The following is a 23251-nucleotide window of genomic DNA, read 5'->3' as shown; positions in this document are numbered from 1 at the left end:
AGCTCCACATCCGCTCGACGGAGCATCGGAATAATCTGCTCCTGCTGATAACGCTTCTTAGCCATCTGAAAATCCTTTCCGGGATTCGCCCGAAATAGATTCTCTCACAGATGACTGGCACTGTTTATGGGGGGAAGGTCAGTCTCTCCCACTCCAGTCCTTTTCGTTTCAATGACGCCGCATCGCAACGAGACCAGTATCTGAACTTGCTACGACGTAACTACGAACAACAGTTGCCCAGTTCCGAAATACCAACGCGCAAAATTCGCAAAAACACAAACTATTTTTTCTTTCTTGAAACTCGAAGAAATCAGGTTATTTTCGCAGTCAGAGATGATCTCGGTGACTGCGGGCGGTTCGAATTCCGTGAGTAGTTGCCCCCTCATTATAACCAATCGCTCGACCGGTTTGCGGAGACTTCAGATGGGGATTGTCAGGCGTGAATGGCTACTCTTCGTGTGGGTCGTATGCCTTGCCGGATCGGTCAGTGTCGTCAGTGGTGCTGAACGACGAGCGAGTAAGAAGAAGGGATTCTGCGTTACCACGAAGAAGGGAAGCGATTGGCAGAAGAAGATCAGTGCACTTGATGCCAAGTGGTTCTATTCTTGGGGTGCGCAGAAACCCAAACAGGTTCCTAGGAATGTCGAATTCACTCCAATGATCTGGGGCCGCTACGCCCTCAACAGCCCGAAGACTCTTGCCAATCTAAAAGCCCAAGGCAATCGCAAGGAGGTTCGTTTCTTACTGGGCTTCAACGAACCGGATCAGCCAAAGCAGAGCAATCTGTCCGTCGAAGAGGTTATCGCGTTGTGGCCTCAGCTTGAAGCCATCGGGTTGCCACTCGGCAGTCCCGGCTGCGTCCATCCAGATCGTGACTGGATGAACCGTTTCATGGCCGAAGTCGAAGCGAAGAATCTACGAGTTGACTTCATCTGCGTTCACTCCTACGGGGGGCCGAGCGCCAAAGCCTTCGTGAAGCGCTTGCGAGATATTCACGAGAATTTTCAACGCCCGATCTGGATCACCGAGTTTGCCGTCGGCGACTGGACCGCGAAAACGGCCAACGAGAACAAGCACTCCCCGAAGCGCGTCGCTCAATTCATGCGAGAACTCTTGCCCATGCTTGAGAACCTCGACTTTGTTCATCGGTACGCCTGGTTCTCTGCCTCGACTGAAAGTGCAGCACTTGGCACTTCAGCACTCTTTCATAAAGACGGTTCATTAACCGAACTTGGCAGAATCTACCGCGACTTCTAGAACAAGAGGATTTCACGCGTGGCTTTGGATCGAATCATGAAGTACTTGTTCCTTATCGGTGTTGGGCTCTTCACTGGCCTTTCTCGTTCTGCTGCAAGAGACGACCGCCCGAATCTGATCGTGATTCTCACGGACGACCAAGGTTATGCTGACGTTGGTTTCAACGGCTGCCAAGACATTCCGACACCCAACCTCGATCGCATCGCCAACGAGGGGGTTCGTTGCACCAACGGCTACGTCACACATTCCGTCTGCGGACCAAGTCGAGCCGGTTTGATGACGGGGCGCTATCAGGGGCGCTTTGGAGCTGCACGAAACCCGACGGTCAATCCATCCGTCGAAAATAACGGAATCCCCCAAACTGAACGCAATATCGCCGAGCTGCTCAAGCCCTTCGGCTACATGAACATGGCGGTCGGAAAATGGCACCTAGGAACGCACCCTAATCTGCGACCTCGTGTGCGCGGTTTTGATGAGTTCTTCGGATTCCTTTCCGGCGGGCATAACTATTTCCCCGAACAACTGAGGCTCGAAGACCTTTCCGAGGTCAAGCGGTCTTGGGACTGGTATCGCACGAAGCTGCTGCGCAATGAAACACCTGTTGAGATCGACCAGTATCTCACTGATGAACTAAGCCATGCAGCCGTCGAGTTCATCAATTGCAATCATCAAAAGCCCTTCTTTCTCTACGTAGCATACAACGCCCCACATATGCCGCTCCAAGCAACGCCCAAGTATCTTGATCGCTTCGCACATATCAAAAACAAAAAGAGAAGAACCTACGCCGCAATGGTGTCAGCCGTGGACGATGGGGTAGGAAAGATACTGGACGCGGTCGCGAAGTACGATTTGGACGAGCAGACGATCGTCTTTTTCCTCTCGGATAACGGTGGTCCACCTCACAACGGTTCCAGTAACGAACCTCTGAGAGGATTTAAAGGGAGTCCGTTCGAGGGAGGTGTCCGTGTTCCGTTTGCCGTGCGGTGGACCGACACCCTGCCCGCTGGAACCGACTATGAACTACCTGTAAGTGCCCTGGACATTGCGGCTACGATTGTCGCTCACTCAGGTGCGAAAGTCCCCAAAGAAAAGCCCTTGGATGGCGTCGACTTGGTCCCCTACCTGACAGGCGCGAAAACGAGTGCACCGCACGAAACGCTATATTGGCGTTGGTACGACAAGGGCCGATACGCGGTTCGCGATGGCAACAGTAAGCTCATCTTGGCCAACCGAGAGAAAGGCAAGGAAGCGATCGAGTCACCGCTACTTTTTGATCTCCAGGCCGATATTGGCGAGCAGAAGAACCTCCATGAGCTTGAACCGGAAGTAATGTCAGACGCAAAACAAAAGCTAGAAGTCTGGAAGCAGCACCTCGTTCCTCCGATTGCCCCTGGTCTGGGGAGTTGGAAGAAATGACTGGTGTTTCAAGCTGGCTGTTATCGATACGAATCCTTCCATGTTCTCTCTTCATGTTTTCGAGCAGCTTGCTGGGACATGTGACCAGCCTCTATTCACAGGAATCGCAAGCGGCAGCAGTCATTCTGACTCAAGAAGATGTCGAACGGTACCAGCTCGTCTGGTCTGATGAATTCAACCGGGATGGCCCGCCGAATCCAAAGCATTGGACGTTCGAGCGGGGTTTCGTCCGCAATCAAGAATTGCAATGGTACAAACTAGATAATGCGAGGTGCGAAGCCGGATTGCTAGTCATCGAAGCGAAACGCGAACGTGTAGAAAACCCGCATTACGATCAGCACGCCAAAGGCTGGAAGGAGAAGCGTCGCTATGCGGAATACTGCTCTGCCAGCGTTACCACTCGAGGCCTGCATAGTTGGAAGTTTGCGCGAATCGAAGTACGTGCACGGATCGATGCCCGCTCCGGCCTTTGGCCAGCCATTTGGACCGTAGGAGACAAAGGCAGATGGCCGGACTGCGGCGAGATTGACATCATGGAGTATTACCAGGGAGACATCCTTGCAAACGCGTGCTGGTCAAGCGGCAAGAAGTGGAAGCCCATTTGGGATGCTGTCAAGAAACCCGTGCGTGAATTCGCAGATCCCGAGTGGGCATCGAAATTCCACGTGTGGCGAATGGACTGGGATGAAAACCAGATCAGTTTGTACGTCGACGATACCCTACTCAATGAAATTGATCTAGACCAGGTTGCCAAGAGCACCACGACCCAGCGACACCCGTTTCATCAGCCACACCACTTGCTACTTAATCTTGCTGTGGGAGGAAACCACGGCGGTGATCCCAGCAAGACCAAATTCCCAGGAAAGTTCGAGGTGGATTACGTGAGAGTTTACCAAGACAGAGCAGGTGAAGACCGTCGCTGAGTTGATTTATCGACTCGACCGAAACGCTTTGTTGGCTCATCGATTCGAGGAGACTTGTGGGCTAAACAACAATGAGAACCATTTCGCTTCGCCCATCTTTTCGAGCGACTTCCAAACCTCGGCTGAGGCGAGTGCTCTTCTCAGTAGGCCTCTAGCCGGGCACGGCATGCTCCGTAGCCTAGGCCGGGTGTCGGACGACACCCAGACGACACCCGAACTATGTCGCGCCTTCGTAGCTACCGAAGGGTTGCAAATAATGCAGTGACAAGGGTTTAAAATCAGTGGAGCCGAGGGGGATCGAACCCCTAACCTCCGGCTTGCAAAGCCGGCGCTCTCCCAGTTGAGCTACGGCCCCGGGAGAATCTGTGAGGAGTGAGTAGAAAAGAGAAAGTCGAGCAATTGATTGCTCTCCTCACTACTTTCAACTTTCTCCCCGCTTCTAGTGGGTGTGCCAGGATTCGAACCTGGGACCTCAGCCTTATCAGGGCTGCGCTCTAACCAACTGAGCTACACACCCGTGATGGCGGCCCATACATACTCGTCCGGGCTCCTTCACGAAGCCCCACATTGTAAACACAGGTCTGCCTCTGTCCAAGGCCTCTTCGGACGCGGATGTCCCCCGTTAGAGCCCTTCATTCCTCGTCCCAAGATCAGACACCGCCAAGGCGAGTCAGGATCGCCCAAATTCGGGGAATGGCAATCGGGCTAGCTTTGGTCGGCGATTGCTCGTTATAAGTGCATTGTGGGCTCCGAGGAGTCTTCTCCGCATTTATTGAACTCGATCGGTCTCGAAGGATACAGAGATTATGAAGATCAAAGGCCTTGCCCCTGTTTTCGCTGGGTATGTGCGGCTGAGTGGGCTCATTGCCCTGAGCGTGCTGACTGTTTCAATCGGTCAAAAATCTCACGCAGCGAAGCCCTCGGTTGCTGATGCCTTGAAGCTCAAGCCCGTTCAGCGGCAAGTTGAGTTCGATACGCCGGAAGCTGACGGCTGCGAGATCAAGGCCGAAAAAATTAACGGGATGACCGCTTGGGTTGTCCGCAGCCCTGGTGGGTCCGTGTTACGTCAGTTCTCCGATACTAACGGAGACAACGTGGTTGATACTTGGAGCTATTTTCACAATGGCTTGGAGGTCTATCGCGACATCGACGGTGACTACAATGGCAAGGCGGATCAGTATCGCTGGTTCCAAACCGCCGGCTCACGGTGGGGCAAAGATAAGAATGAAGATGGGCGGATTGATTCCTGGCAGCTCATTGCTCCTGAAGAAGTCGCTGAAGAGGCAATCGAGGCGGTTCGTACTTCTGACTCAGCCCGCATGGCACGTCTGCTCGTCACTGAGGAAGACATGAAGCAGCTAGGTTTGTCGAAGGAAGTGGCAGGGCGAATTCGTGAACGTGCTAGCAAGGCCCCCACAGCGTTTAAATCGTTGGCAAAAAGCAAGAAGATCCCCTCGAACAGCGAGTTCAGTGATTTCGGGGGTCTGCGTCCAGGCATGGTTCCTGCGGGTTCTTCAGGGTTAGAAAAGGACCTGCTCGTTTATGAGAACGTGTGGGCGATGGTCTACGACGGCAAGGCTCACAAACAGGTACAACTTGGCACCATGCTGAAAGTCGGCGATGCGTGGAAGCTGATCGATGCTCCTTCGATTGGAGAAGCAGGCGAGATGGCAGTCGGATTCTTCTACGATGCCGCAGGCGCAGCTCCGGTGACGATGGCTGACGCAGGCGTGAGTCCGCCCAGTGATGCCATGCAGGAAACCCTGTCTGCAATCGAAAAACTTGATGAGCAACTCGTCAGTGCTTCTCGCAAGGATCTCCCGAGACTGAACGCTCGACGAGCGGATCTCCTGGAAAAACTGGCCAGCCAAGCTCCTGCCGGTGAAGAACGCGAGCAGTGGTTGCGACAGTTGGCTGACATGATCAGCGCCGCGGTCCAAGATGGTGCCTATCCCAAAGGGGCCGAAAGACTGGAAGCACTTGCTGGTAAGTTGGCCAAGGCGAAAGCCTCCAAAGACCTGCAAATGCACATTGTCTTTAGACGGATGCAGGCCGATTACGGCCTTAAAATCGCTGATCCCAAGGCAGATTACAACAAAGTTCACAATGATTGGCTGAAGCAGCTTGAAGCGTTTGTGAGTAAGTACAGCAGTAGTGAGCACGCTGCTGAAGCCATGCTTCAGCTTGCTAACGCGAGTGAGTATGCAGGAGAACCCAAAGAGGCACTCAAGTGGTACGGGCAATTGGCGAAGAGTTTCCCCAGGAGCCCCCAGGCCGCGAAGGCGAAGGGAGCGATCACGCGTCTTACTAGTGAGGGACGGAAGATTTCGCTCGCAGGAAAAACCATCGAAGGCAAATCGGTTGACCTATCACGCTATCGTGGCAAGCCGGTTGTGATTCAATACTGGATCAGTTCCTACAAGTCGTGCAAGGCGGAGCACGCCGTGTTGAAGGATCTCTACTCCAAGTACGGTGGAAAGAAGTTCGAAGTCATCGGCGTCAACCTCGACTACACGCGTCAGGAAGCAGCCGAGTACCTCAAGAGCAATCCACTCCGCTGGCCACAGATCTACGAGCCGGGCGGGTTCGACAGTCGGCTCGCAAACGAGATGGGCGTCAACATCTTGCCGCTGATGGTTGTTGTTGATGCCGACGGCAAAGTATCCAACCGCAGCGTGCAAGCGGCGGAGTTGGAAGAAGAACTTAAGAAGGTGATGTAGAGATTCTACTCGCGGGCTACTGGTTCGACTGCTCTATGCTGCCGCGCGGTTTTTGCGTAAGCTCCGCGCCCCCGCTCTCATCCCGCATCGAACCGCAGAAGACCCGCTATGGATTCCTGTATCTACCTGCAGTCCTTATGGATTGCGATCCACTTCCTAGGATTGGTTGCCGCTTGGGGAGTGCGTGCTTGCAGTGGCTCCAGGTTCGAAGCGATTGTGCAAGCATTCTTTCTCTTTCAGCTTGCTGTCATTTCGCTGGCGGCACTCGCGGGGCACATTTTCTGCTGGCCCCTATGGACGCTTTCCGCTGGCACGCTGGGGATTATGGTTGTGACCGTGCTTGTTGAGTTCAGCAAGGCGGACAGCCAAACGGAAAGCTCCTAGCGGCCCCGCTTAAGCCTGTTCACACTGCAAAGCTGTTTCTTCTTGTGCCTAGCTTACCTAGCTTCTGGCTGCGCTCAGAATGATCGGCAAAATCGGAAAAAAGCTCCCTGTCCGAGCCGTCCCGTGCCGAAACAGTTCTTCAGAGTAGCTTCCACTTTGGATGGGTTGCTCCATTGTGCGTTGAATAACAGCGTTAGACATTCGAGACAGGCTTCTGGGAATTGATTCACCAGCGACGCCTAGGTTTCGACTTTTCTCAGGAGGGGATGATGCGAAAACTAATTACATGCTTTGCACTTGTTGCAACGCTCAGTTGCGTTGCTTCGCCAGTGTTAGCGGACGCAGAAACGGACCGCAATGCGGCCCAGAAAATTGCAGAAACCATCAAAGGCAGCGGCCAATTGCAGGACTTCCGCGTTGGTGTGAAGTATCAAGATGGGGTCGCCTGGTTGCTAGGTTCAGTGACCAGCCCAGAACAGAGTCGCAAGGCTGAGCAGCTCGCCAAGCAATGCTCTGGCGTTGAAAAAGTCGTCAATCGACTTGAAATCGCTGGCGGCAACCGTGTTGCAGCCCAAACGCAAGCGGACACCTCGGTTCAGCCTGCCGCTTTGCAACAGGCTCGTCAGATGCCAGTTCGCACCGCAGCAACCAATCAAATGCCTCGCCCTTTTGCTAGCCGTGCTGGCAATGGCGTGCAGCCTGCTCAGTACAGCCCTGCCGGACCGGGGATGGTTCCTCAACCCGCAGGTCCGATGCCTGGTGGAGCTGGTCAGGTGAACTACGAGAATCCACAGATGCCTGGCTACGCTTGGCCAAGCTACGCTGCGAACCCGAACTACGCAGCCCTGACTTACCCCAAGCAGTATTCGGCAGCCGCTTGGCCTTACATCGGCCCGTTCTACCCTTACCCACAAGTTCCTCTGGGATGGCGTAAGGTCACTTTGGAATGGGACGACGGCTGGTGGTTCCTTGACTTCAAAGACTGCAAGGACTGCCACTAGGCAATCGCCAGTCCCAGGAATTCGCATCACCATCCCTCGCAAGCATTTCGCTTGCGAGGGATTTTTGTGTTGATGGCAGCGAGGTTCAACCGCGTTGCTTGCACCGTGATCAGCACTGCGTTCTGAGCGATGCTAGCAACTGCTTGGCGGAATATTCGGAATAATCCGAATATCCCGCAAGTTTTGCCCAGACTATCTCGATAACTAATCACAGTGGCAGGGCTCAGTTTAGAGTTCGGCCCTTGTAAAGAGTAGTCAGAGACTACAAAGCCAAGACTCACAAGAATCGTAGGTTGTTTGATGGACAGCACCAACCGCTCTACTCTCGTTGCTCGTAAGTTCGCTCAAAGGGGCCTGGCCGCCGCGATGGTCTTCGTCTGCTTGAGCAATACGGGATGCTTTTGGGGACTCACTTCGGCCGGGCCAAGCTTGGGCATCTTTGCGATCCCAACGCCGGTAAGTGTCTACAAGCAGAAGCAGCGGGAAGACGCCTTCTGGGAGCATGAACGCTACGAACGTGCTCCGATCCTCGGGCCTCTGACCTCGGGCGACATTGTTGCCTTGGACCCACCGTCCGATGACGAGGTCATCCGAGCACTCGAAAAGGCTCAGCCAGTTGAGGGTGGCATCCCCTTCCTTTGGGAGCGTCAGCGAAATGATGTTCGCATCGTGAAAGAAAAAATCGCCGACTACATTGATCCGCCACGCGTCTACCCAATGATTGGTCCTGCACAACAGCACCACGCTCATTACAAGTGCACGATCTACTACGAAGACGTTCGCCGAATTGGCTGGCCAGTCCCTCATACGTTGCGAGACGAAGACGCGCGAGAGGTGATCTATGTGGATCATAACCACCTCCACATGGTCGGGAACGTGGACACGGGCAACCCCGTCTACTAAAGATCGCGTCAGCGAGCGAGCTTGATAACCGATACGAAAGAAACTCACAGCGGCTTGCTGAATCTTCCCAGTTAGGAAGGTTCAGCAAGTCTGTTTGCATAAGCAACCTGCCGATCAACAGCAGCGGCTAGGACGAAGCGTAATGAGAACTCAGTCCCAAAAACGATGCTTGCTGTTTTTGCTGCATGTTTCGTGCGCGGTGAATGGGGTACTTGCCGATTCGTTTACGCCGAACTCTAACTCTTTTGCCGCGGCAACCTCTCACTACGCCGCTCGCGAATGGACTGAGGCTTTGGCGGCTTTTGAATTCTGCTTGACGAAGCCCTTGGGTCCGAGCGAAAGAGCAGCCGCGCAATTCTATGCCGGGGAGTGTGAAGTCCAGCTTGGGAAGCCCGATGCGGCGTCCATTCGCTACAGTAAGTTGGTGAGTGAGGACTCCTCGGAGCCGTATAGGAGCTATGCGCACTTTCGAATTGGAGAGGCCGCTTCGCGGGCCGGTGATACTGAAGTCGCCGAGCGAGAACTTGCTGCGTTCTTGCAGTGGCAAGAAGAGTCCGTTTACAGGCCCTACGCCTACTTGATTGTCGGAGAGTCCGCCGCAGCTCGCGGGGACTGGAGCAAGGCTCGTCTCGCTCTTAGTAAGCTCCTCGAAGAGTATCCCGAACACGAAATCGCGTCACAGACAAGGCTTGCCTTAGCGCAGTCGCTTCTTGAGCTAGGCCAAGGTGAAGGAGCAATCGCAGTGGTTGCGCCGCTGGCTAAAATGAGGGAGCACCCTCTGGCAAGTGCCGCTCTGGTAACCATCGCGCGAGCGCAGTTCGCCAGGCAAGACTTCTCGTTGGCGATCGCGACGGTCGATCAACTAAAGAGCCAATTCCCTGACGCAATGGAGTGTCAGCAGGCGAAGGTGATCGCTGGATGGTCTCATTGGAAGCTCGCTGAATACAAGCCGATCCTGGCGCTCACTGCCGATCTCGATTCGGGCGAACCCTATTACGCCGAATTGCTGACCCTCCGCGGGCTGACGGACTACGCGCTAGAAAACTGGGCAGCGGCAGCCGAGGAGTTGTCCGAAGCTACCAAGCTCCTGCCAGGTCGAATCCATCTCAGCTACTATGCCGGCGAATCGTATCGCAGAGCTGGGCAGAAGGATGAAGCACAGCGCCTCTTCGAGAGCATCCTCGCGAGTCCTGCCACCGAACTCGCTGATACCCGAACCGATTCATGGCACGATGATGCTCTCTGGGCGCTAGCACAGATGGCGGCCTCCGAGGGCGATCTGATTGGCTCAGGCAAAATGATCGAGCGCATTCGAAAGGAATACCCCGGCAGTCCATACGCTGATTCTAAGGTGGCGGACCAGGCTTCGACTCAAGCGCGACTCCTCGTCGAGGCGATCAACCATCAACGTGATGCGCGTTATGACGCGGCACTGGCATCCTACTGGCAACTCATTGAGTATTGCCAAGAGATTGATCAACCCGTCGGTGAAGCACTTTTTCAACAAGCGAAGCTATTCACCTTGCTCGACCAAGTTGAAGCGGCACGCAAGTGCTTTGGGCAATGCGTCGCCCAAGGTCCTGCCAACCCGCAGTATCTGCCGGCGAGTCTCGCCCTCGGGCAGCTTGATCAAAGCACGGGACGTCACAGGCAGGCGAGTGAGCATTACCAGAACATCATTACCGAGTCACCACAGACTCTGCCTGCTCAAGAGGCTCGCTTTCGTCTAGCGAAGATGCATACTTCACAACAAGATTCCACGCTCGCGCTGAAGCTTTTGAGAGAGATCCTCGAAACAGAGGTCACCGAAGCGAACCTGCTCGACCGTCAACGCACTCGCCTGACTGAGTTGCGGCAGCATGCGCGTGAAGGCTTGATCCACGGCCACGCAAAACGAAAGGAATGGGCCGCTGTTCGAGATCATGCAGCAGGCCAGATCGCAAGTGTCGCTGAGGGCCCTCTACGGCTCTCCGCTGAGTTCTGGCTGGCGGAATCGGAGTATCGCTTGGGAAATGATGCCGAGGCCAAAGAGGCGTTCTCGAAAGTAGACCGACGCTCTCACAGTTCTCAGGCTGTGTGGACTGCGATGGCTCCTTTGAGGCTCGCACAAATCGCAGCTCGGCAGTCGAACTGGCAAGAAGTGCTGAGTATGCTCGCAGGATTCCGAGCGGAGCACCCGCAGTTTCCTTTACTGCACGAGGCAGATTATTTGGTCGGCCGCGCGCTAGCTGGGCGAGGTCGAATGAGTGAGGCACGGTCGTCCTATCAAGCGGTGCTTGATAACGCTCTGGCCGACGATACGGAGACCGCCGCGAGATCACAATGGATGATTGGCGAAACGTTCTTTCACCAAGAGAAGTATGATCTGGCTCGTGACGCTTACCAAAAAGTGATCGCTCAGTACGACTTTCCCGAGTGGCGAGTTCGGGCCGCGTTGCAGGCCGGCAAGTGTTCAGAATTGCTCGGAGAGTGGAATCAGGCCCAAAGGTTCTACAAGACGACGCTAGAGCAGGATTCCGAGATCGAAGCAAGCAGTGAATTAGCAGCGAGGCTTCGCTGGACTCAGCAGCAGATGGCTTCAAGAAAACAGAGAATCGAATAACAAAGGCGGAGGCACGCACCATGCGTTTGCCAACTACAAAAACATTCAGCCGTTACGCTTTCGGTTTCGCCGCAATCGTACTCCTCAACTCAAATCGCGCCGTCGCCCAAGAAGCGGCGACCGAAGCGGCAGAAGCGATTCCAACGACAAGCCTTTGGGAGATGCTTCTCGCCGGAGGTCCGTTGCTTGCGCCAATTGCCGCCTGTTCGTTCGTGCTGATGCTGGCCGTCTTCGAACGGACACTCAGCTTACGGCGCAGTCGGGTTTCCCCCCGATTGTTTGTTGAGCGTTTCCTGCTGCAAATCGAAGAGGACGCACTCGGTCGTGAGGAAGCCCTTCGTCGCTGTCGCGAGAACCACAGCCTTACCGCCGAAGTTTTCGAAGCCGCGGTACGCAAGTGGGGCAAGCCCGCCGTCGAGGTGGAGCAGGCCGTGATCGACGAAGGGGAACGTGCCACGAATCAGATGCGAAAGTTCCTCCGTGTGATCAACGGCGTGGCGACTGTCTGTCCCCTAATGGGACTGTTGGGTACCGTTTGGGGAATGATGGAAGCTTTCAACGCTATCGCAGGCAGTTCTGCTATGGGTCGGCCCGAGCTGTTGGCCGGCGGAATCAGTGGTGCCCTCCTCTCGACAGCCGCGGGACTGTTCGTTGCCATCCCAGCTTTGATTCTCTATTTGTTCTTCGTCGGTCGGGTGGACATGTTGACGATGGAGATCGATCGTAACGGTCAGCAGTTGGTGAATCTTATTTCTGCGGAAGGTCTGGAGGACCGCAAGAGCAGGCCATCGCGCGGGAAGGCCACGAAGAAGAGAGCTGCTTAGCAGGTAAGCCACCTAGCAGCTAAGCCGCAAGCGGGGAGTTGAGTTTCAATCAAATTGCAGAATACCGATGCCCTTAAAGACACAACACGACGAGCAGCCTCAGCTAAACCTCACGCCGATGATCGACGTGGTGTTCTTGCTGATTGTGTTCTTTATGGTGGCGACGAAATTCACCGAGCTGGAACGCGACATCGAGCTGCAACTCCCCGAGGTGAGTCAAGCGAAGACCTTGACTGCGAAGCCGGAAGCTCGGCAGGTGGTTGTGCTCGCTAGCGGCCAAATCCTCCTTGATGGCGAAGAGGTCGATGCCGGCCAACTGACTAGACAATTGGCCGCAGCGAGAGAAGAGTACCCGGCTTTGAGTGTTGTCATACGTGGTGCCGGAGACGGTCTCTATCAGAATGTTGCCGAGGCACTTGCCGCTTGCAAAGAAGCGCGGATTACGAATGTGAATCTCAGCGTCAAGCTGGCCTCCAATGCCAGTGCTCCTAGGTGATCGTTTGAAGCCACCACGATGAGTTTGCCTTCATGCTCTCACACTTTACAGCTTGGATCGCGCTTTGGAGCGTGCTTGCGGCAATCACGGTCGCTTTAGTCGTGCTGTTTCGTACGCGCTGGCGCGAGGTTCGCGCGTGGAAAAAATGTGCCGTGCTGTCGCTCTGGGTGCATGTTCTTCTCGCTTGTTTTGCGATGACGGTGCGGATTGTCTCGGGCTCGGCCGGATCGGGACCCGAAGAACCAATTCGGGTTGCGATCGCCATCGAGTGCCCGAATCGTCCGACCGAAAGCCACGAGGAGACGCTCGACCCGCCGCTCGCCTGCGAAGAGTCCGCCGACCCGCCTCTTGTGGCTCCTCCGGAAACGCCCCTCCCCGAGCCGGTTGAAGAGCCGGAAGAGTCGCCGATGGACGAACTCATCGAGCAAATGGTGGAAGAAGTCTTCAATTCGCCTGAAGTGTCTCCGCCCTCACCCACAGCAACTGCGGCGGAACCACTTGAGCCACCTCCGCTGCTCGCTCCTCCCGAGCCGTTGCCGCAAGAAATCCTACTCGCGCAAGAACCAGCGCCAGTCGAAGAACCAGTCGGACCAGTCGAATCTGTCGAGCCAATGAGGGAAAGTGCGGAGCCCAAAGTTCAGCAAAGGGAGACGAAGCAAGCGAGCGTTGTTCGTCGCTCTTTGCCCTCAGAGTATCGTCATCGGAGCGAAGAGAATCGTCAGCAGGCGCTCGCCCGCGGTGGCGGGAACGAGGCCAGCGAGCGGGCTGTCAGGTCAGCGCTCGCTTGGCTAGCGGGTGCGCAAGCTCAACATGGCGGCTGGGACGCCTCACGGCATGGCGGCGGCGTCGAGCGTGTTGTTTTAGGGCACAACCGTCAGGGAGCAGGTAGCCGCGGCGATACCGGGGTCACCGGATTGGCGTTATTGGCGTTCTTGGGCTCAGGGCATACCCACCAACAGGGGCCGTATGCTGATCGCATCGGGAAGGGCCTCGTTTACCTCCGCCGTGAACAGTCACCTGATGGCGCGCTCTACGGCGATGCCAAGATATTTGCTCGCACTTATTGCCACGCGATGGCCACCTTTGCATTGAGCGAAGCACTCGTAATGACCGACGATCCCGATCTGTTGCCAGCAACGAGCAATGCCGTGAGCTACACGCTGGCTGCCCAACATCCGGTGGATGGGGGTTGGCGTTATCGCCCTGGCGATGCGGGAGACACCAGCCAACTGGGCTGGCAATTGATGGCACTCAAGAGCGCTGAACTTGCGGGGATCGACATTCCCGAAACCACCTGGACACGGATTGAACGTTTTCTACGACGTGTTCGTAGGGGGCCTGCCGGCGGGCTTGCCGCTTATACACCGTTCAGTCGGCCTTCACGGACAATGACCGCGGAGGCCTATTTCTGCCGTCAGTCGATCGCAGCTCGCTACCGCGGACAAGTTGCCAGCCAAGCTGCTACCGAAGCGACGGAGTCGTTAATGAGAAGCGTGCCGGGACGAGGCAAACAGAACTTGTATTTTTGGTACTACGCAACGCTCGCTCTGCATCATGCCCAGGCCGCTGTCGAACTGCCAGACGATCACCCGCAGCGTCAAGCTTGGATCGAGTGGAACAACGCCTTGGTGGCCGAATTGCTCACCTCACAAAACGACGATGGCAGTTGGTCTGCCGATACCGTCTGGGGCGGCTACGGCGGCCGAGTGTACACGACCGCAATGGCGGCCCTTTGCCTTGAAGTCTACTACAGGTACGCACCGGTAGAGCCAGCGGCAGTAGCTCGTGGTTGGAGGGTCGGCGGTCGACGGTGACGATCCCTGGTAGCCACCGTCGCCAGACGGTGGATGCACTGATTGCCGGATCAATCCACGTTCTGGTGAACATCGCTACGGAATATTCGTGTTATTTGCCCAATTCGTGGTTCAAAACGCTTTTCCGTAAGACGTTGTCAGCATGAGGCCCGTTTGACTTGCCCCTTGGCCACAGTAAAATTGAAGCTGATCGAGAGAAATTCTCGAAACCATTACCACCGCGGGATTTATGACTGTTTCGCACCTGCCTGTTTGTCAGGGCTGCCCGCTCGCCGCAAGGTCTAGCTGCGTCATCGCTAGGCGAATGAGAGGTTGCTATGTTTGGAGTTAGCCCTGCACAGATGTTGATCGTTGGTCTCGTGGTTCTCCTGCTCTTCGGCAACCGCCTTCCCTCGGTGATGCGTTCGCTTGGCGAAGGGATTACTGAATTCAAGAAGGGTGTCAGCGGGGGTGACGAAAGCAAGAAGATCGAAGACAAGGATGAAGATCCCCCCGCTTCGTAGTGCACCTCTTGCTCCAACACCCCTGACCCTCTGTAGCTCTGAATGATTCTTGTTGAACCAGCCCTGCCACTTTTGGCGTTCTGGAGTCCCAGTCCAGGCGAGATGCTTCTCGTTTGCGTCATTGCCTTGCTTCTTTACGGTGGCCGACTGCCTGAAGTTGCCAAAGAATGGGGAAAGACATTCAGCGAGTTGCGACGCAATCTCACGGGCGTTCAGAACGAATTCAAAGATGCGTTCAATGCCGAGCCCGATTCACCACGGCTTGAATATCATCCCGATTTTCGCGAAGAGCCGTTCGACGAAAACTCTCTTTACGAGGATGCCGCTGCGGACGAGCCAGAAGTCGATGCTGTCGATTCGGCTGAAGTGGTGAAGGAAGACTCCGAAGTCCGCGATGCGAATGTCTAGCGATAGTGTTCTAGGAAAGTTCTGGATCTAGAAAAGCCCCGCTGACTGTGTGTGGAATCTCCTTATCCGAGGCTTTCTGCAAGCCCCGGCATTGTCTAAGCTAAAACACCTCCTCTCTCTTTCTTTTTTGCTTTGGGATAAAGGACCTCGAGCGTGAGCAATACGTTTGTAGAAGACTTGTCTGAGCGACACGAGCTGGTCAGTGATCTGTTCCGTATCCCTCAAGAGCCCAAGGAATGGGAAGAGTTCCGCCTCTCCGACGAGCAGGTCGAATTCTTTCACGAGAACGGGTACGTGCAAGGAATTCGGCTTTTAGATGACACGCAGGTCGAAGCACTTCGAGAAGAACTCGAAGAGTTTTTCACGCCCGGTCATGCGGGCCACGAGCTTTGGTATGAGTACCACACGAACGAGTCGTCTGACCCCGATCAGGTGCTCTTTCATGCGTTGGGTTCTTGGCGGATTCGTCCAGGTTTTCACGATGTGCTCTGGAATCCCCGCTTCACGATGGCCGCGAGCCAACTACTCGAGGGAGCGGTTCGGTTCTGGCACGATCAATTGTTTTGCAAGCCAGCAAAGCACGGGGGCGTTGTCGCCTGGCATCAAGACTACTCGTACTGGACGCGCACCGCGCCGATGGCACATCTGACCTGTTGGATTGGGCTTGATGATAGCAATGCGGAGAACGGCAGCGTGCATTACATTCCAGGGAGTCACCGCTGGGAGCTGCTACCCACAACCGACTTGGCGGGCGATATGGATGGTCTAAAAAATGTGCTGAGTGCCGAGCAATGGGAGCAGTTCCAGAACCCGATCGCCACCAACTTAAAGGCAGGCGAGTGCTGCTTCCACCACCCGTTGATGGTTCACGGTTCATTCGCCAACAAGACCGATCGCCCGCGTCGTGCCGTCGTCATGAACGTTGTGCGCGATGGCGTGGAGTGTCAAGTTGAGGAGCCACTACTCAACGGTACGCCTGCCCTTGGAAAGGGGACGCCGTTGGGCGGGCAGTTCTTTCCGCTGCTGTTCGATCCTGCGACCGTTCAGGTGGGTGCTTAGGAACGAAGGAAAAATAACTTCCGTATTTTCTTACCCCCTCACCCTGCCCTCTCCCCAAAGGGGCGAGGGGACTATGGAGAAGTTATTTTTCCTTCGTTCCTTAAAGCACATTCGAAGAACGACTACTTGGCTTTCTCGCCCTTGGCGACATGGTTTCTGACGGCACGTGAGGAGAAGCGTCGGATGTGCTGGTAATCCCACGAACGGTACTGATGGGTCAGCCCCCAGCCCAGAATTGCCGTCGGGTCATCATTCTTGGCCAACTGGCGATTTAGGCCGATGGCGTGAGGGGCGCTCTTGATGTGAGCTTGGATCTCGAAGTTGATCCCCTCGGGGGACCATTGCAGGGTGTTCCGCTCAGGACCATCAGTTGTGATGAGCGATGCGATGCCACCCTTGTACGGCCAGACGACGACTTCGTGTCCACTGTTACTGATCGGATTGTAGGGCGACTTCACGTAGGGACCTTCAGGTTTGTCCGCTATCGCGACGCCGTGACGGATCTGGCGACCACCGAAGGTGATCTTCTCGCCCATCTGCTCGCCTTTGTAGTACAGGTAGAATTTGCCATTGTAGGGCAGGATGCAAGGGTCGTGCACTTTGTGGCTGTCGAAGTCGCCCTTCTTGACGACGTTGAATCGGTTCTGCTCCTCGCCTTTCCAGATGCCGTTGTCGGCAGGGCTAAGGATCGGCTCCTCGCTCTTGGTCCATGGGCCGTGAATCGAATCTGCCCAGGAGAGCCCGACTTGGTTTTTTACGCGGACGCTGTAGGGAGACTTCACCGTTTGGTAACACAGATAGTACTTGCCTCCGTGCTTCATTACTTCGACGGTGAAAACCGACCGATCATCGTAGCTCCCTTTCTCGCCGCGTAGGACCGCCGGTCCTTCTTCTTTCCAGGTCCAACCATCTTCTGAGCTGGCGTACCAGATATCGCAGCGATCCCAAGGGAAGACCTTGTCGACTTCGATGTTGCCCCCGAAACCTTGGCTTGGGCCAGTGCTTCGCGAGTACCAAACGTAATACTTTCCATCTTCGAAAAGGACAGCACTGGGGTCGCGTCGCACGACGCCTTCTTCATACGCCAGATCTCCCTTGAGGTCGTGTACCTGTCCAAATTCGATGTACCAATCATTTCCCAGCTTCGGCCATTTGATTGCCCGCTTCGAGGCAGCGCTCAGTTTCTCTGGGTTGGAGATCCCAAGGTCGTCAATCACCTCGTCGGTGAGCTCCATTGAGGTTTCGTGGCTACTATCCACTTGCGCAAAACCTTGATCAGAGAAGGTTAGGAGAAAAGAGAGCGAGATGCCTAAAGGGATAACAATACGACACAAGAGCGAGTCTTTCACTGCTTGTTTCTCCTAGAGGGGGAGTTGATGACTGGCCTGCCGACGGGATGAAGAGCCCTCCAAGGCATTGGGCAATCACGAAGGCTGACTAGGTCGACATAATCTTGGGGAGGCTATGAATATCCACGCGGTGGATGTCGAGCTTTTCCCAATCAAAATCAACGCCGTGCCCTGGACGATCTGGGGCGGTTGCCCAGCCATCTTCGATCTTTACCGGCTCATGCAAGAAACCTTCGAGCCCAAACCCGTGGGCCTCAAGCAAAGAAGCATTAGGGACGGCAGCCAGAAGGTGAACGTGCAATTCGTGGACGCCGTGGGTTGTTACTGGAAGATTGTGAGCCTCAGCCAGCTTGGCAACCTTCAGCCAAGGGGTGATACCACCGATGTTCGAGACGTCAGGTTCAGGGAAGGAGACTCCCCCGCCGGCGATCATCTTCTCAAACTCGTAGATGGTGTGCAGGTTCTCACCTGTGGCCACTGGTAGCGAGCCTTCGGTAAGTACGCGGCGATGCCCGGCGATATCATCCGGGATCACAGGCTCCTCCAGCCAATAGACGTTGTGCTCGGCAAATGCGTGCGAAGCCCTGATCGCTTCTTCAGCGGTCCACTTCATGTTGGCATCCACCATGAGCGGCAGGTCTGGGCCCAATAACTTCCGCATGGCAGCGACACGCTCGACATCTTCGGAGAGCCGTTCGCGGCCGACCTTCATCTTGATGGCACGGAATCCACGGTCCAGATTCTCGTCCGTTTGACGAGCAAGCTGGTCCATGGTGAGTAGAAGGTCGATGCCCCCAGCATAGACCCGTGCCTTGTTGTCGTGTCCACCAAGCAGTCGCCAGAGCGGCTCTCCAGAGAGCTTGCCTTTAAGGTCCCACAGGGCGATATCGACAGCCGACATCGCAAACGAAGCAATGCCGCCGCGACCGACGTAGTGGAGATGCCACTGCATCTTTTCCCAGAGCAACTCATTCCGCCGAGGGTCGTGTCCCTCGAGCAGCGGTGCCAAGTCATCCCGGATCATCGCTAGCACAGCAGTGCCGCCCTGCTTGCCGACAGTATAGGTGTAGCCAACGCCTACTTCACCAGAATCTGTCTTGATCCGTACAGCAATCAGGGAGAAGTATTTCATCTCACCATGCATGGCATCGGTGAGTACTTCTGGCAGAGGAATATAATAGAGCTCAGTTTGTACTAACGAAATCTTCATGAATTTTCGGACCGTCGTGTCTCATAGATCGAGGGTGAAGAGCATCGGTGTCACGGTAGGAGTCGTTCAAGTGCACGAGGGCGGGTTTTCCGGGAGGGAGCGGCTGACCTCGGTATTGAATTCATCACCCCCAGATGGGCTAGAAAACAATATCGGTCACCTGAACCAGGAGAACTCGAATAATGCTGGGTTTAATCCTTCAAGACTCCAACGCGATTCCAAGTGGGTGCAGTAGTAATCTAACTCGCCGCTGCCCATCTGTATATTGTAGCCAATATGGGCTCTACGTCAATTTTCTATTTTTCAGGGTGAAATAGAGCTAATAATGCTCCGTTCACCAACCTCGCCCACCAACCAATCCTGCGTTGCCAATCGAAATGTCGTCTTTTTCTTCTGCCATGAAGCAATTCATTCCTGCGGGAATAGTAGCTGCCTTGAGTATAGCTCTCTCTGCCGGAGCATCCGCTGACCCAATAAATGAGTCTCAACGACTCGCAAGGCCGTCGGCAAAGCAGATCGCCTTCGCCGATTGGGAGGTCGGGGCGTTCTTTCACTACGGTCTCAACCCGTTCACTGGCCAAGAACATGGGGATGGGCAAGAGCCGCCTTCGAAGTTTAATCCCACTGAACTGAATATCGAACAATGGATCCTGACCGCCAAAGCGATGGGGGCCAGGTATGCCGTTCTAACCGCCCGCCATGAAGGGGGGTTCTGCCTTTGGCCTTCAAAGACAACCGATTACACGATCGCCAACAGCCCTTATCAGCATGGCCAGGGCGACCTTGTCCGTGAGTTCACGGAGGAGTGTCGGAAGCATGGCCTGAAGGTCGGACTCTACCACACTGCCGGTTTCAACGCGCATGAGGCATTGAAAGACTATCAGGGAGAGATCAACTCGCCACTCGATTGGACGACCACTTGGGGAGCAACGATCGGGAAAGCGTTTCGGGCAGATCCAACTCTGCGGAAGCGCTTCAACAAGATTCAAGTCGAGCAATTTCGCGAGCTACTGACTAACTACGGACAGATCGACTTCATGTGGTCTGATCACTGGAACGCACAGGATCCCGATGGCGTCTGGCGAGCGGTGACGGACCTCGCAGAAGAGCTCCAACCAAACATGGTCATGATGGGGCCTGATACCTGGGTCCCGGGAAACGAAACGGGGCATGTAGTTTACCCGATGTGGAACGCCGTGAAGACCATCGACGGGACGAAATATACAAGGCCGGCAGCGGCGCAGACCGATGTTTCTGTGAAGAACAATTACGGACTCTTGGAAACCGATGTCCTCGCCGGTCATCCCTTCGGCACCCACTGGCGAGTGAGGGAGTGCACGACACATTCAGCATTCCATTACGGAGGCTGGTTCTGGCATCCTGATGACGTGAAGAAAACCTACCCACGCAAAACCTGGGAACATGTCGATCTTTATTATCGCACGGTAGGTTTGGGAGCGAATACGATTATCAACTTGCCACCCGACACACGCGGTCTAATTCCCAATGACATTGAAGCGGCTGCGAAGGCGCTGGGCGATGAGATTCGAAATCGTTTCTCCTCTCCCATCGCAGAATTGGAGGCACCACCGCAGAGCGAGATCGTCGAGTTGCGTTGGGAAAAGCCAACGAAGATCAACACGATCGTAACGATGGAAAACATTGCCAACGGGCAAAAGATCGTGAAGTACTCGCTTGAAGCTTACGTCGACGATCAGTGGCATCCGCTAGAGCCGCGTAACAAAGTCGTCGCTTGGCCTCCGTACAATGGCAATCCTAGCTATCAAACGATTGGCCATAAAAAAATCGATCGCGTGAAGACCATCGTGACCAACCGCCTCCGATTTCGCTGCCTGGAGTCTGTCGCAGATCCGGTGGAGTTGCGAAGCTTTCAGGTATTTCATTGTCCACCAATCAAGCGTGAGTATTCCGCTGCTTACCCCTACTTGAGTGGTGTCGACACGATTGCCGAGACGGCGCACAACGGCGTGTTTCGCGATACGAATTATCGAGGGCGAGAGATCTCGATTCGCGAGAAGAAATTCGATCGGGGGCTCATGATTTGCCCGGTGAAGTCGACGAAGCAAGCCTTTGCGGATTTCGATCTGACAGAGTTCCCTAATGCTAAGGGCCTGACAGCGATCATAGGAATCGACGATCTCACTGCGGGCAAGGGTTCCGCTGAGTTCAAAGTGCAGGGTTTCGTTGGAGGAGAGTGGCAACCGCTCTACGAAAGCCCGCGTCTGACGGGAAGATCAGCCGGGCTTCCTATCAAGGTCGACTTTCTTCCTGGTCTCGAGAAAATCCGACTGCTTACCACCGACGGTGGCGACGGTGTGAACTCTGACCACGCGGTTTGGGCGGACGTTCAGTTCGTTGAGTAAGCTCAGCCCAGCACGGTTCACGACTCGGCAGGCCTTGTCTGGAGCTCTACCATTTCACGATAGCGGCCCCCGGACTGCACCAGCGAGGCGTGATTTCCTATTTCGACGATGCGGCCACCTTCCAAAACGACAATTCGGTCCGCGTGAGCGACCGTGCTTAGCCGGTGAGCAATGATAAAACAGGTGCGGTCACGGGTGACTGTTTGCAAGCTTCTTTGGATCATTCGTTCGCTCTCCGTATCCAAATTGCTTGTCGCCTCGTCCATGATGAGAATGCAAGGGTCAGCAAGCACTGCGCGGGCGATGGCCAGCCGTTGCCGTTGTCCTCCACTTAGCTTGACGCCGCGTTCGCCGATAATTGAAGCGAATCCTTCTGGTAAATCTTCGATATACTCAAGGGCGTTCGCAATCTCCGCTGCCCGGCGAATCTCTGACTCCCCAGCATTGCGATTTGCGTAACCGATATTCGCCGCGATCGTGCCATCGAAGAGAAAAACATCCTGCTCGACGATGCCGATCAGCGAGCGATAACTTTCGACGTCGAGTTCGCGCAAGTCGCGTCCATCGAGCCTCAAGAGACCTGCTGTCGGGTCGTAGAAGCGAGCGACCAAGTTGCATAACGTGGTCTTTCCGGCACCGCTCGGTCCGACCAAGGCAATTGTCTCGCCTGGGGTTACCTCCAATGAGACGTCTTGCACAGCAAAAGACTCCGAGTTGGGGTATCGGAAGCTCACATTCTCAAGGGCTAGGTACCCTACAAACTCCTTGCGTCGGATCTTTCTCCCTTCTGCCAAATTTTCTGTAGCCACTGGCTGCATTTCTCGTGGTTCGTCGAGCAGGTCGAGCACTCGGTCAAAACCTGAGAGACTATTCTGGAAAGCGGCCGCACTTTGCGCTAGCACGGCAAGTGGGCCAAGCAGCATCAGCAGGTAAACCAGAAACATCATCAGATCGCCAAGGCTGAGTTCGCCTTGAAGCACCCGATACCCGCCATAGAGCAACAGGGCTCCGGAAGCGATGGGCACGAGTGCTTCCCAAACGATTTCTACGGCACGCATCCACCACCAAGCGAACAGTTCCTGCCTACCCAGTAAGTGATTGCCTCGCATGATGCGATTTGTTTCAGCCCGCTGACGACTGAACGCCCGCACCACGCGCATACCGCCGAAGGACTCCGTCGCGAGCGCATCGACTTCCTCGCGCTGAGCACGCACGCCGCGGAATTGGGGACGAATTCGGCTGATCCAGGTGCGATGCGAGTAGTAAACCAGCGGCACAAGAACCAGCGCTCCCAGCAACAATCGCCAATCGACAAAGGCAAGAATCAACATGCTCCCCAAGAGCTGGATGATCGCCCGCCAGGGGTTGTAGATCATCCCGAAGATCAGCTCACCGACACTCCCAGCGTCTTGGCGAAGCACGCTGGCTGCTCCGCCGGACTTCAATTCTTGAACCCTGTGGAGCGGAAGCCTTAACGCCTGATCGAAAACTTGCTTACGGACGGTCAGCTGGGTGAGCTTCGTGATCCGCGTCGCATGCCAACGCCCCCAAATGTGGAGGACGATCTTGAGCAGGGAAATCACAATCACGCTCACGATTATCGTCACCAGCAGCGGCCAAGGGTCGCGTGGCACCCAAGTCGGAAAATACTCAGGCAGCGGCTTCTCTCCGAGCACATTATCCACAACAAACTTGGTGGCAGCCGGGGGAATTAAAGCCAGGATGGTGGCGGCTGTTAGCGTCGCTAAGGCGAATGCCAAACTGCCCCAATGATCGCGGATGATTAAGAGAAATCGACGGAGTAACTCGAAGGCAGAACGCTCGCGTTTCTTCTTCTTGCTGTGATGACCGTTGGAATGGCCGTGCTCACTAGTCTGTTGAGGATCGTTGGCGGAGAAACTTGCTCGATAGTCTTCGAACCGCTGGCGGCTAGAGAGAGGCTGGCCACTCGCCTGTGAGGTGCTTCCGTTTTCTGCGTGCATATCCTCAGAGTAGTAC

18 protein-coding genes and 2 tRNA genes are annotated in these 23251 nt (G+C 55.2%); 15 read left to right on the top strand and 5 right to left on the bottom strand.

Annotation, left to right across the window (positions count from 1 at the left end; genetic code table 11):
• Positions 1–423: 423 nt before the first annotated feature.
• Genes RIB44_13990 through RIB44_13980 form a run of 3 tightly spaced genes read left to right on the top strand, consistent with a single transcriptional unit; the run spans position 424 to position 3596 of the window.
• Entirely contained in the window at positions 424–1257 is an 834-nt protein-coding gene (locus RIB44_13990) for a glycosyl hydrolase (protein ID MEQ8617679.1), read from the top strand.
• 18 nt (positions 1258–1275) lie between these two features.
• A complete protein-coding gene (locus tag RIB44_13985; GenBank protein MEQ8617678.1) occupies positions 1276–2673 on the top strand; it encodes a sulfatase-like hydrolase/transferase in 1398 nt (465 codons plus the stop codon).
• 53 nt (positions 2674–2726) lie between these two features.
• Positions 2727–3596, top strand: a complete 870-nt coding sequence (locus RIB44_13980) for a glycoside hydrolase family 16 protein (protein ID MEQ8617677.1) — start codon at positions 2727–2729, stop codon at positions 3594–3596.
• Between the two features lie 282 nt (positions 3597–3878).
• Here the strand turns inward: RIB44_13980 and RIB44_13975 are convergent.
• Positions 3879–3951, bottom strand: a tRNA-Ala gene (locus tag RIB44_13975).
• Between the two features lie 88 nt (positions 3952–4039).
• Positions 4040–4113 (bottom strand) — tRNA-Ile (locus RIB44_13970).
• Positions 4114–4402: 289 nt separating this feature from the next.
• Here RIB44_13970 and RIB44_13965 point away from each other — a divergent pair.
• The 11 genes from RIB44_13965 (at position 4403) to RIB44_13915 (ending at position 16310) form a co-directional block, all read left to right on the top strand.
• Entirely contained in the window at positions 4403–6316 is a 1914-nt protein-coding gene (locus RIB44_13965; protein ID MEQ8617676.1) for a TlpA disulfide reductase family protein, read from the top strand.
• 108 nt (positions 6317–6424) lie between these two features.
• Entirely contained in the window at positions 6425–6700 is a 276-nt protein-coding gene (locus RIB44_13960) for a hypothetical protein (protein ID MEQ8617675.1), read from the top strand.
• A gap of 269 nt (positions 6701–6969) precedes the next feature.
• A complete protein-coding gene (locus RIB44_13955) occupies positions 6970–7701 on the top strand; it encodes a BON domain-containing protein (GenBank protein ID MEQ8617674.1) in 732 nt (243 codons plus the stop codon).
• Between the two features lie 300 nt (positions 7702–8001).
• Positions 8002–8604, top strand: a complete 603-nt coding sequence (locus tag RIB44_13950; GenBank protein ID MEQ8617673.1) for a hypothetical protein — start codon at positions 8002–8004, stop codon at positions 8602–8604.
• 142 nt (positions 8605–8746) lie between these two features.
• Positions 8747–11206: a tetratricopeptide repeat protein gene (locus tag RIB44_13945; protein ID MEQ8617672.1), complete on the top strand. Its 2460-nt coding sequence runs from the start codon at positions 8747–8749 to the stop codon at positions 11204–11206.
• Positions 11207–11226: 20 nt separating this feature from the next.
• Entirely contained in the window at positions 11227–12030 is an 804-nt protein-coding gene (locus RIB44_13940; protein ID MEQ8617671.1) for a MotA/TolQ/ExbB proton channel family protein, read from the top strand.
• A gap of 67 nt (positions 12031–12097) precedes the next feature.
• Complete coding sequence (locus RIB44_13935; protein ID MEQ8617670.1) at positions 12098–12526, top strand: biopolymer transporter ExbD; 429 nt, start codon at positions 12098–12100, stop codon at positions 12524–12526.
• 32 nt (positions 12527–12558) lie between these two features.
• Positions 12559–14340, top strand: coding sequence for a hypothetical protein (locus tag RIB44_13930; protein ID MEQ8617669.1), 1782 nt, complete (start codon positions 12559–12561; stop codon positions 14338–14340).
• A gap of 317 nt (positions 14341–14657) precedes the next feature.
• Positions 14658–14843, top strand: a complete 186-nt coding sequence (locus RIB44_13925; GenBank protein MEQ8617668.1) for a twin-arginine translocase TatA/TatE family subunit — start codon at positions 14658–14660, stop codon at positions 14841–14843.
• Between the two features lie 42 nt (positions 14844–14885).
• Positions 14886–15251, top strand: a complete 366-nt coding sequence (locus tag RIB44_13920; GenBank protein MEQ8617667.1) for a twin-arginine translocase TatA/TatE family subunit — start codon at positions 14886–14888, stop codon at positions 15249–15251.
• 153 nt (positions 15252–15404) lie between these two features.
• Positions 15405–16310 carry a phytanoyl-CoA dioxygenase family protein gene (locus tag RIB44_13915; GenBank protein ID MEQ8617666.1) on the top strand — a complete coding sequence of 302 codons (906 nt, stop codon included), beginning with the start codon at positions 15405–15407 and terminating at the stop codon, positions 16308–16310.
• A 122-nt stretch (positions 16311–16432) separates the two neighbouring features.
• Here the strand turns inward: RIB44_13915 and RIB44_13910 are convergent, their stop codons facing one another.
• A complete protein-coding gene (locus RIB44_13910; protein MEQ8617665.1) occupies positions 16433–17659 on the bottom strand; it encodes a family 43 glycosylhydrolase in 1227 nt (408 codons plus the stop codon).
• An 88-nt stretch (positions 17660–17747) separates the two neighbouring features.
• Positions 17748–18869 carry a mandelate racemase/muconate lactonizing enzyme family protein gene (locus RIB44_13905; protein ID MEQ8617664.1) on the bottom strand — a complete coding sequence of 374 codons (1122 nt, stop codon included), beginning with the start codon at positions 18867–18869 and terminating at the stop codon, positions 17748–17750.
• Between the two features lie 434 nt (positions 18870–19303).
• Between RIB44_13905 and RIB44_13900 the strand changes: the two genes are divergently transcribed.
• Positions 19304–21253 carry an alpha-L-fucosidase gene (locus RIB44_13900; GenBank protein MEQ8617663.1) on the top strand — a complete coding sequence of 650 codons (1950 nt, stop codon included), beginning with the start codon at positions 19304–19306 and terminating at the stop codon, positions 21251–21253.
• A gap of 17 nt (positions 21254–21270) precedes the next feature.
• On the opposite strand, the gene RIB44_13895 is transcribed toward RIB44_13900, so the two are convergent.
• Positions 21271–23235, bottom strand: coding sequence for an ABC transporter ATP-binding protein (locus RIB44_13895; GenBank protein ID MEQ8617662.1), 1965 nt, complete (start codon positions 23233–23235; stop codon positions 21271–21273).
• Positions 23236–23251: the final 16 nt, after the last annotated feature.

This window comes from Lacipirellulaceae bacterium, assembly GCA_040218535.1.
Classification (GTDB): Bacteria; Planctomycetota; Planctomycetia; order Pirellulales; family Lacipirellulaceae; genus Adhaeretor.
This window is presented reverse-complemented; position numbering and strand designations above follow the sequence as displayed.

Bases quoted from the DNA above. Each gene is read 5' to 3' on its own strand.
- RIB44_13930 (MEQ8617669.1), top strand. From the start codon at position 12,559: ATGCTCTCACACTTTACAGCTTGGATCGCGCTTTGGAGCGTGCTTGCG.
- RIB44_13935 (MEQ8617670.1), top strand. From the start codon at position 12,098: ATGCCCTTAAAGACACAACACGACGAGCAGCCTCAGCTAAACCTCACG.
- RIB44_13940 (MEQ8617671.1), top strand. From the start codon at position 11,227: ATGCGTTTGCCAACTACAAAAACATTCAGCCGTTACGCTTTCGGTTTC.
- RIB44_13925 (MEQ8617668.1), top strand. From the start codon at position 14,658: ATGTTTGGAGTTAGCCCTGCACAGATGTTGATCGTTGGTCTCGTGGTT.
- RIB44_13990 (MEQ8617679.1), top strand. From the start codon at position 424: ATGGGGATTGTCAGGCGTGAATGGCTACTCTTCGTGTGGGTCGTATGC.
- RIB44_13965 (MEQ8617676.1), top strand. From the start codon at position 4,403: ATGAAGATCAAAGGCCTTGCCCCTGTTTTCGCTGGGTATGTGCGGCTG.
- RIB44_13945 (MEQ8617672.1), top strand. From the start codon at position 8,747: ATGAGAACTCAGTCCCAAAAACGATGCTTGCTGTTTTTGCTGCATGTT.
- RIB44_13955 (MEQ8617674.1), top strand. From the start codon at position 6,970: ATGCGAAAACTAATTACATGCTTTGCACTTGTTGCAACGCTCAGTTGC.
- RIB44_13950 (MEQ8617673.1), top strand. From the start codon at position 8,002: ATGGACAGCACCAACCGCTCTACTCTCGTTGCTCGTAAGTTCGCTCAA.
- RIB44_13920 (MEQ8617667.1), top strand. From the start codon at position 14,886: ATGATTCTTGTTGAACCAGCCCTGCCACTTTTGGCGTTCTGGAGTCCC.
- RIB44_13905 (MEQ8617664.1), bottom strand. From the start codon at position 18,869: ATGAAGATTTCGTTAGTACAAACTGAGCTCTATTATATTCCTCTGCCA.
- RIB44_13980 (MEQ8617677.1), top strand. From the start codon at position 2,727: ATGTTTTCGAGCAGCTTGCTGGGACATGTGACCAGCCTCTATTCACAG.
- RIB44_13960 (MEQ8617675.1), top strand. From the start codon at position 6,425: ATGGATTCCTGTATCTACCTGCAGTCCTTATGGATTGCGATCCACTTC.
- RIB44_13895 (MEQ8617662.1), bottom strand. From the start codon at position 23,235: ATGCACGCAGAAAACGGAAGCACCTCACAGGCGAGTGGCCAGCCTCTC.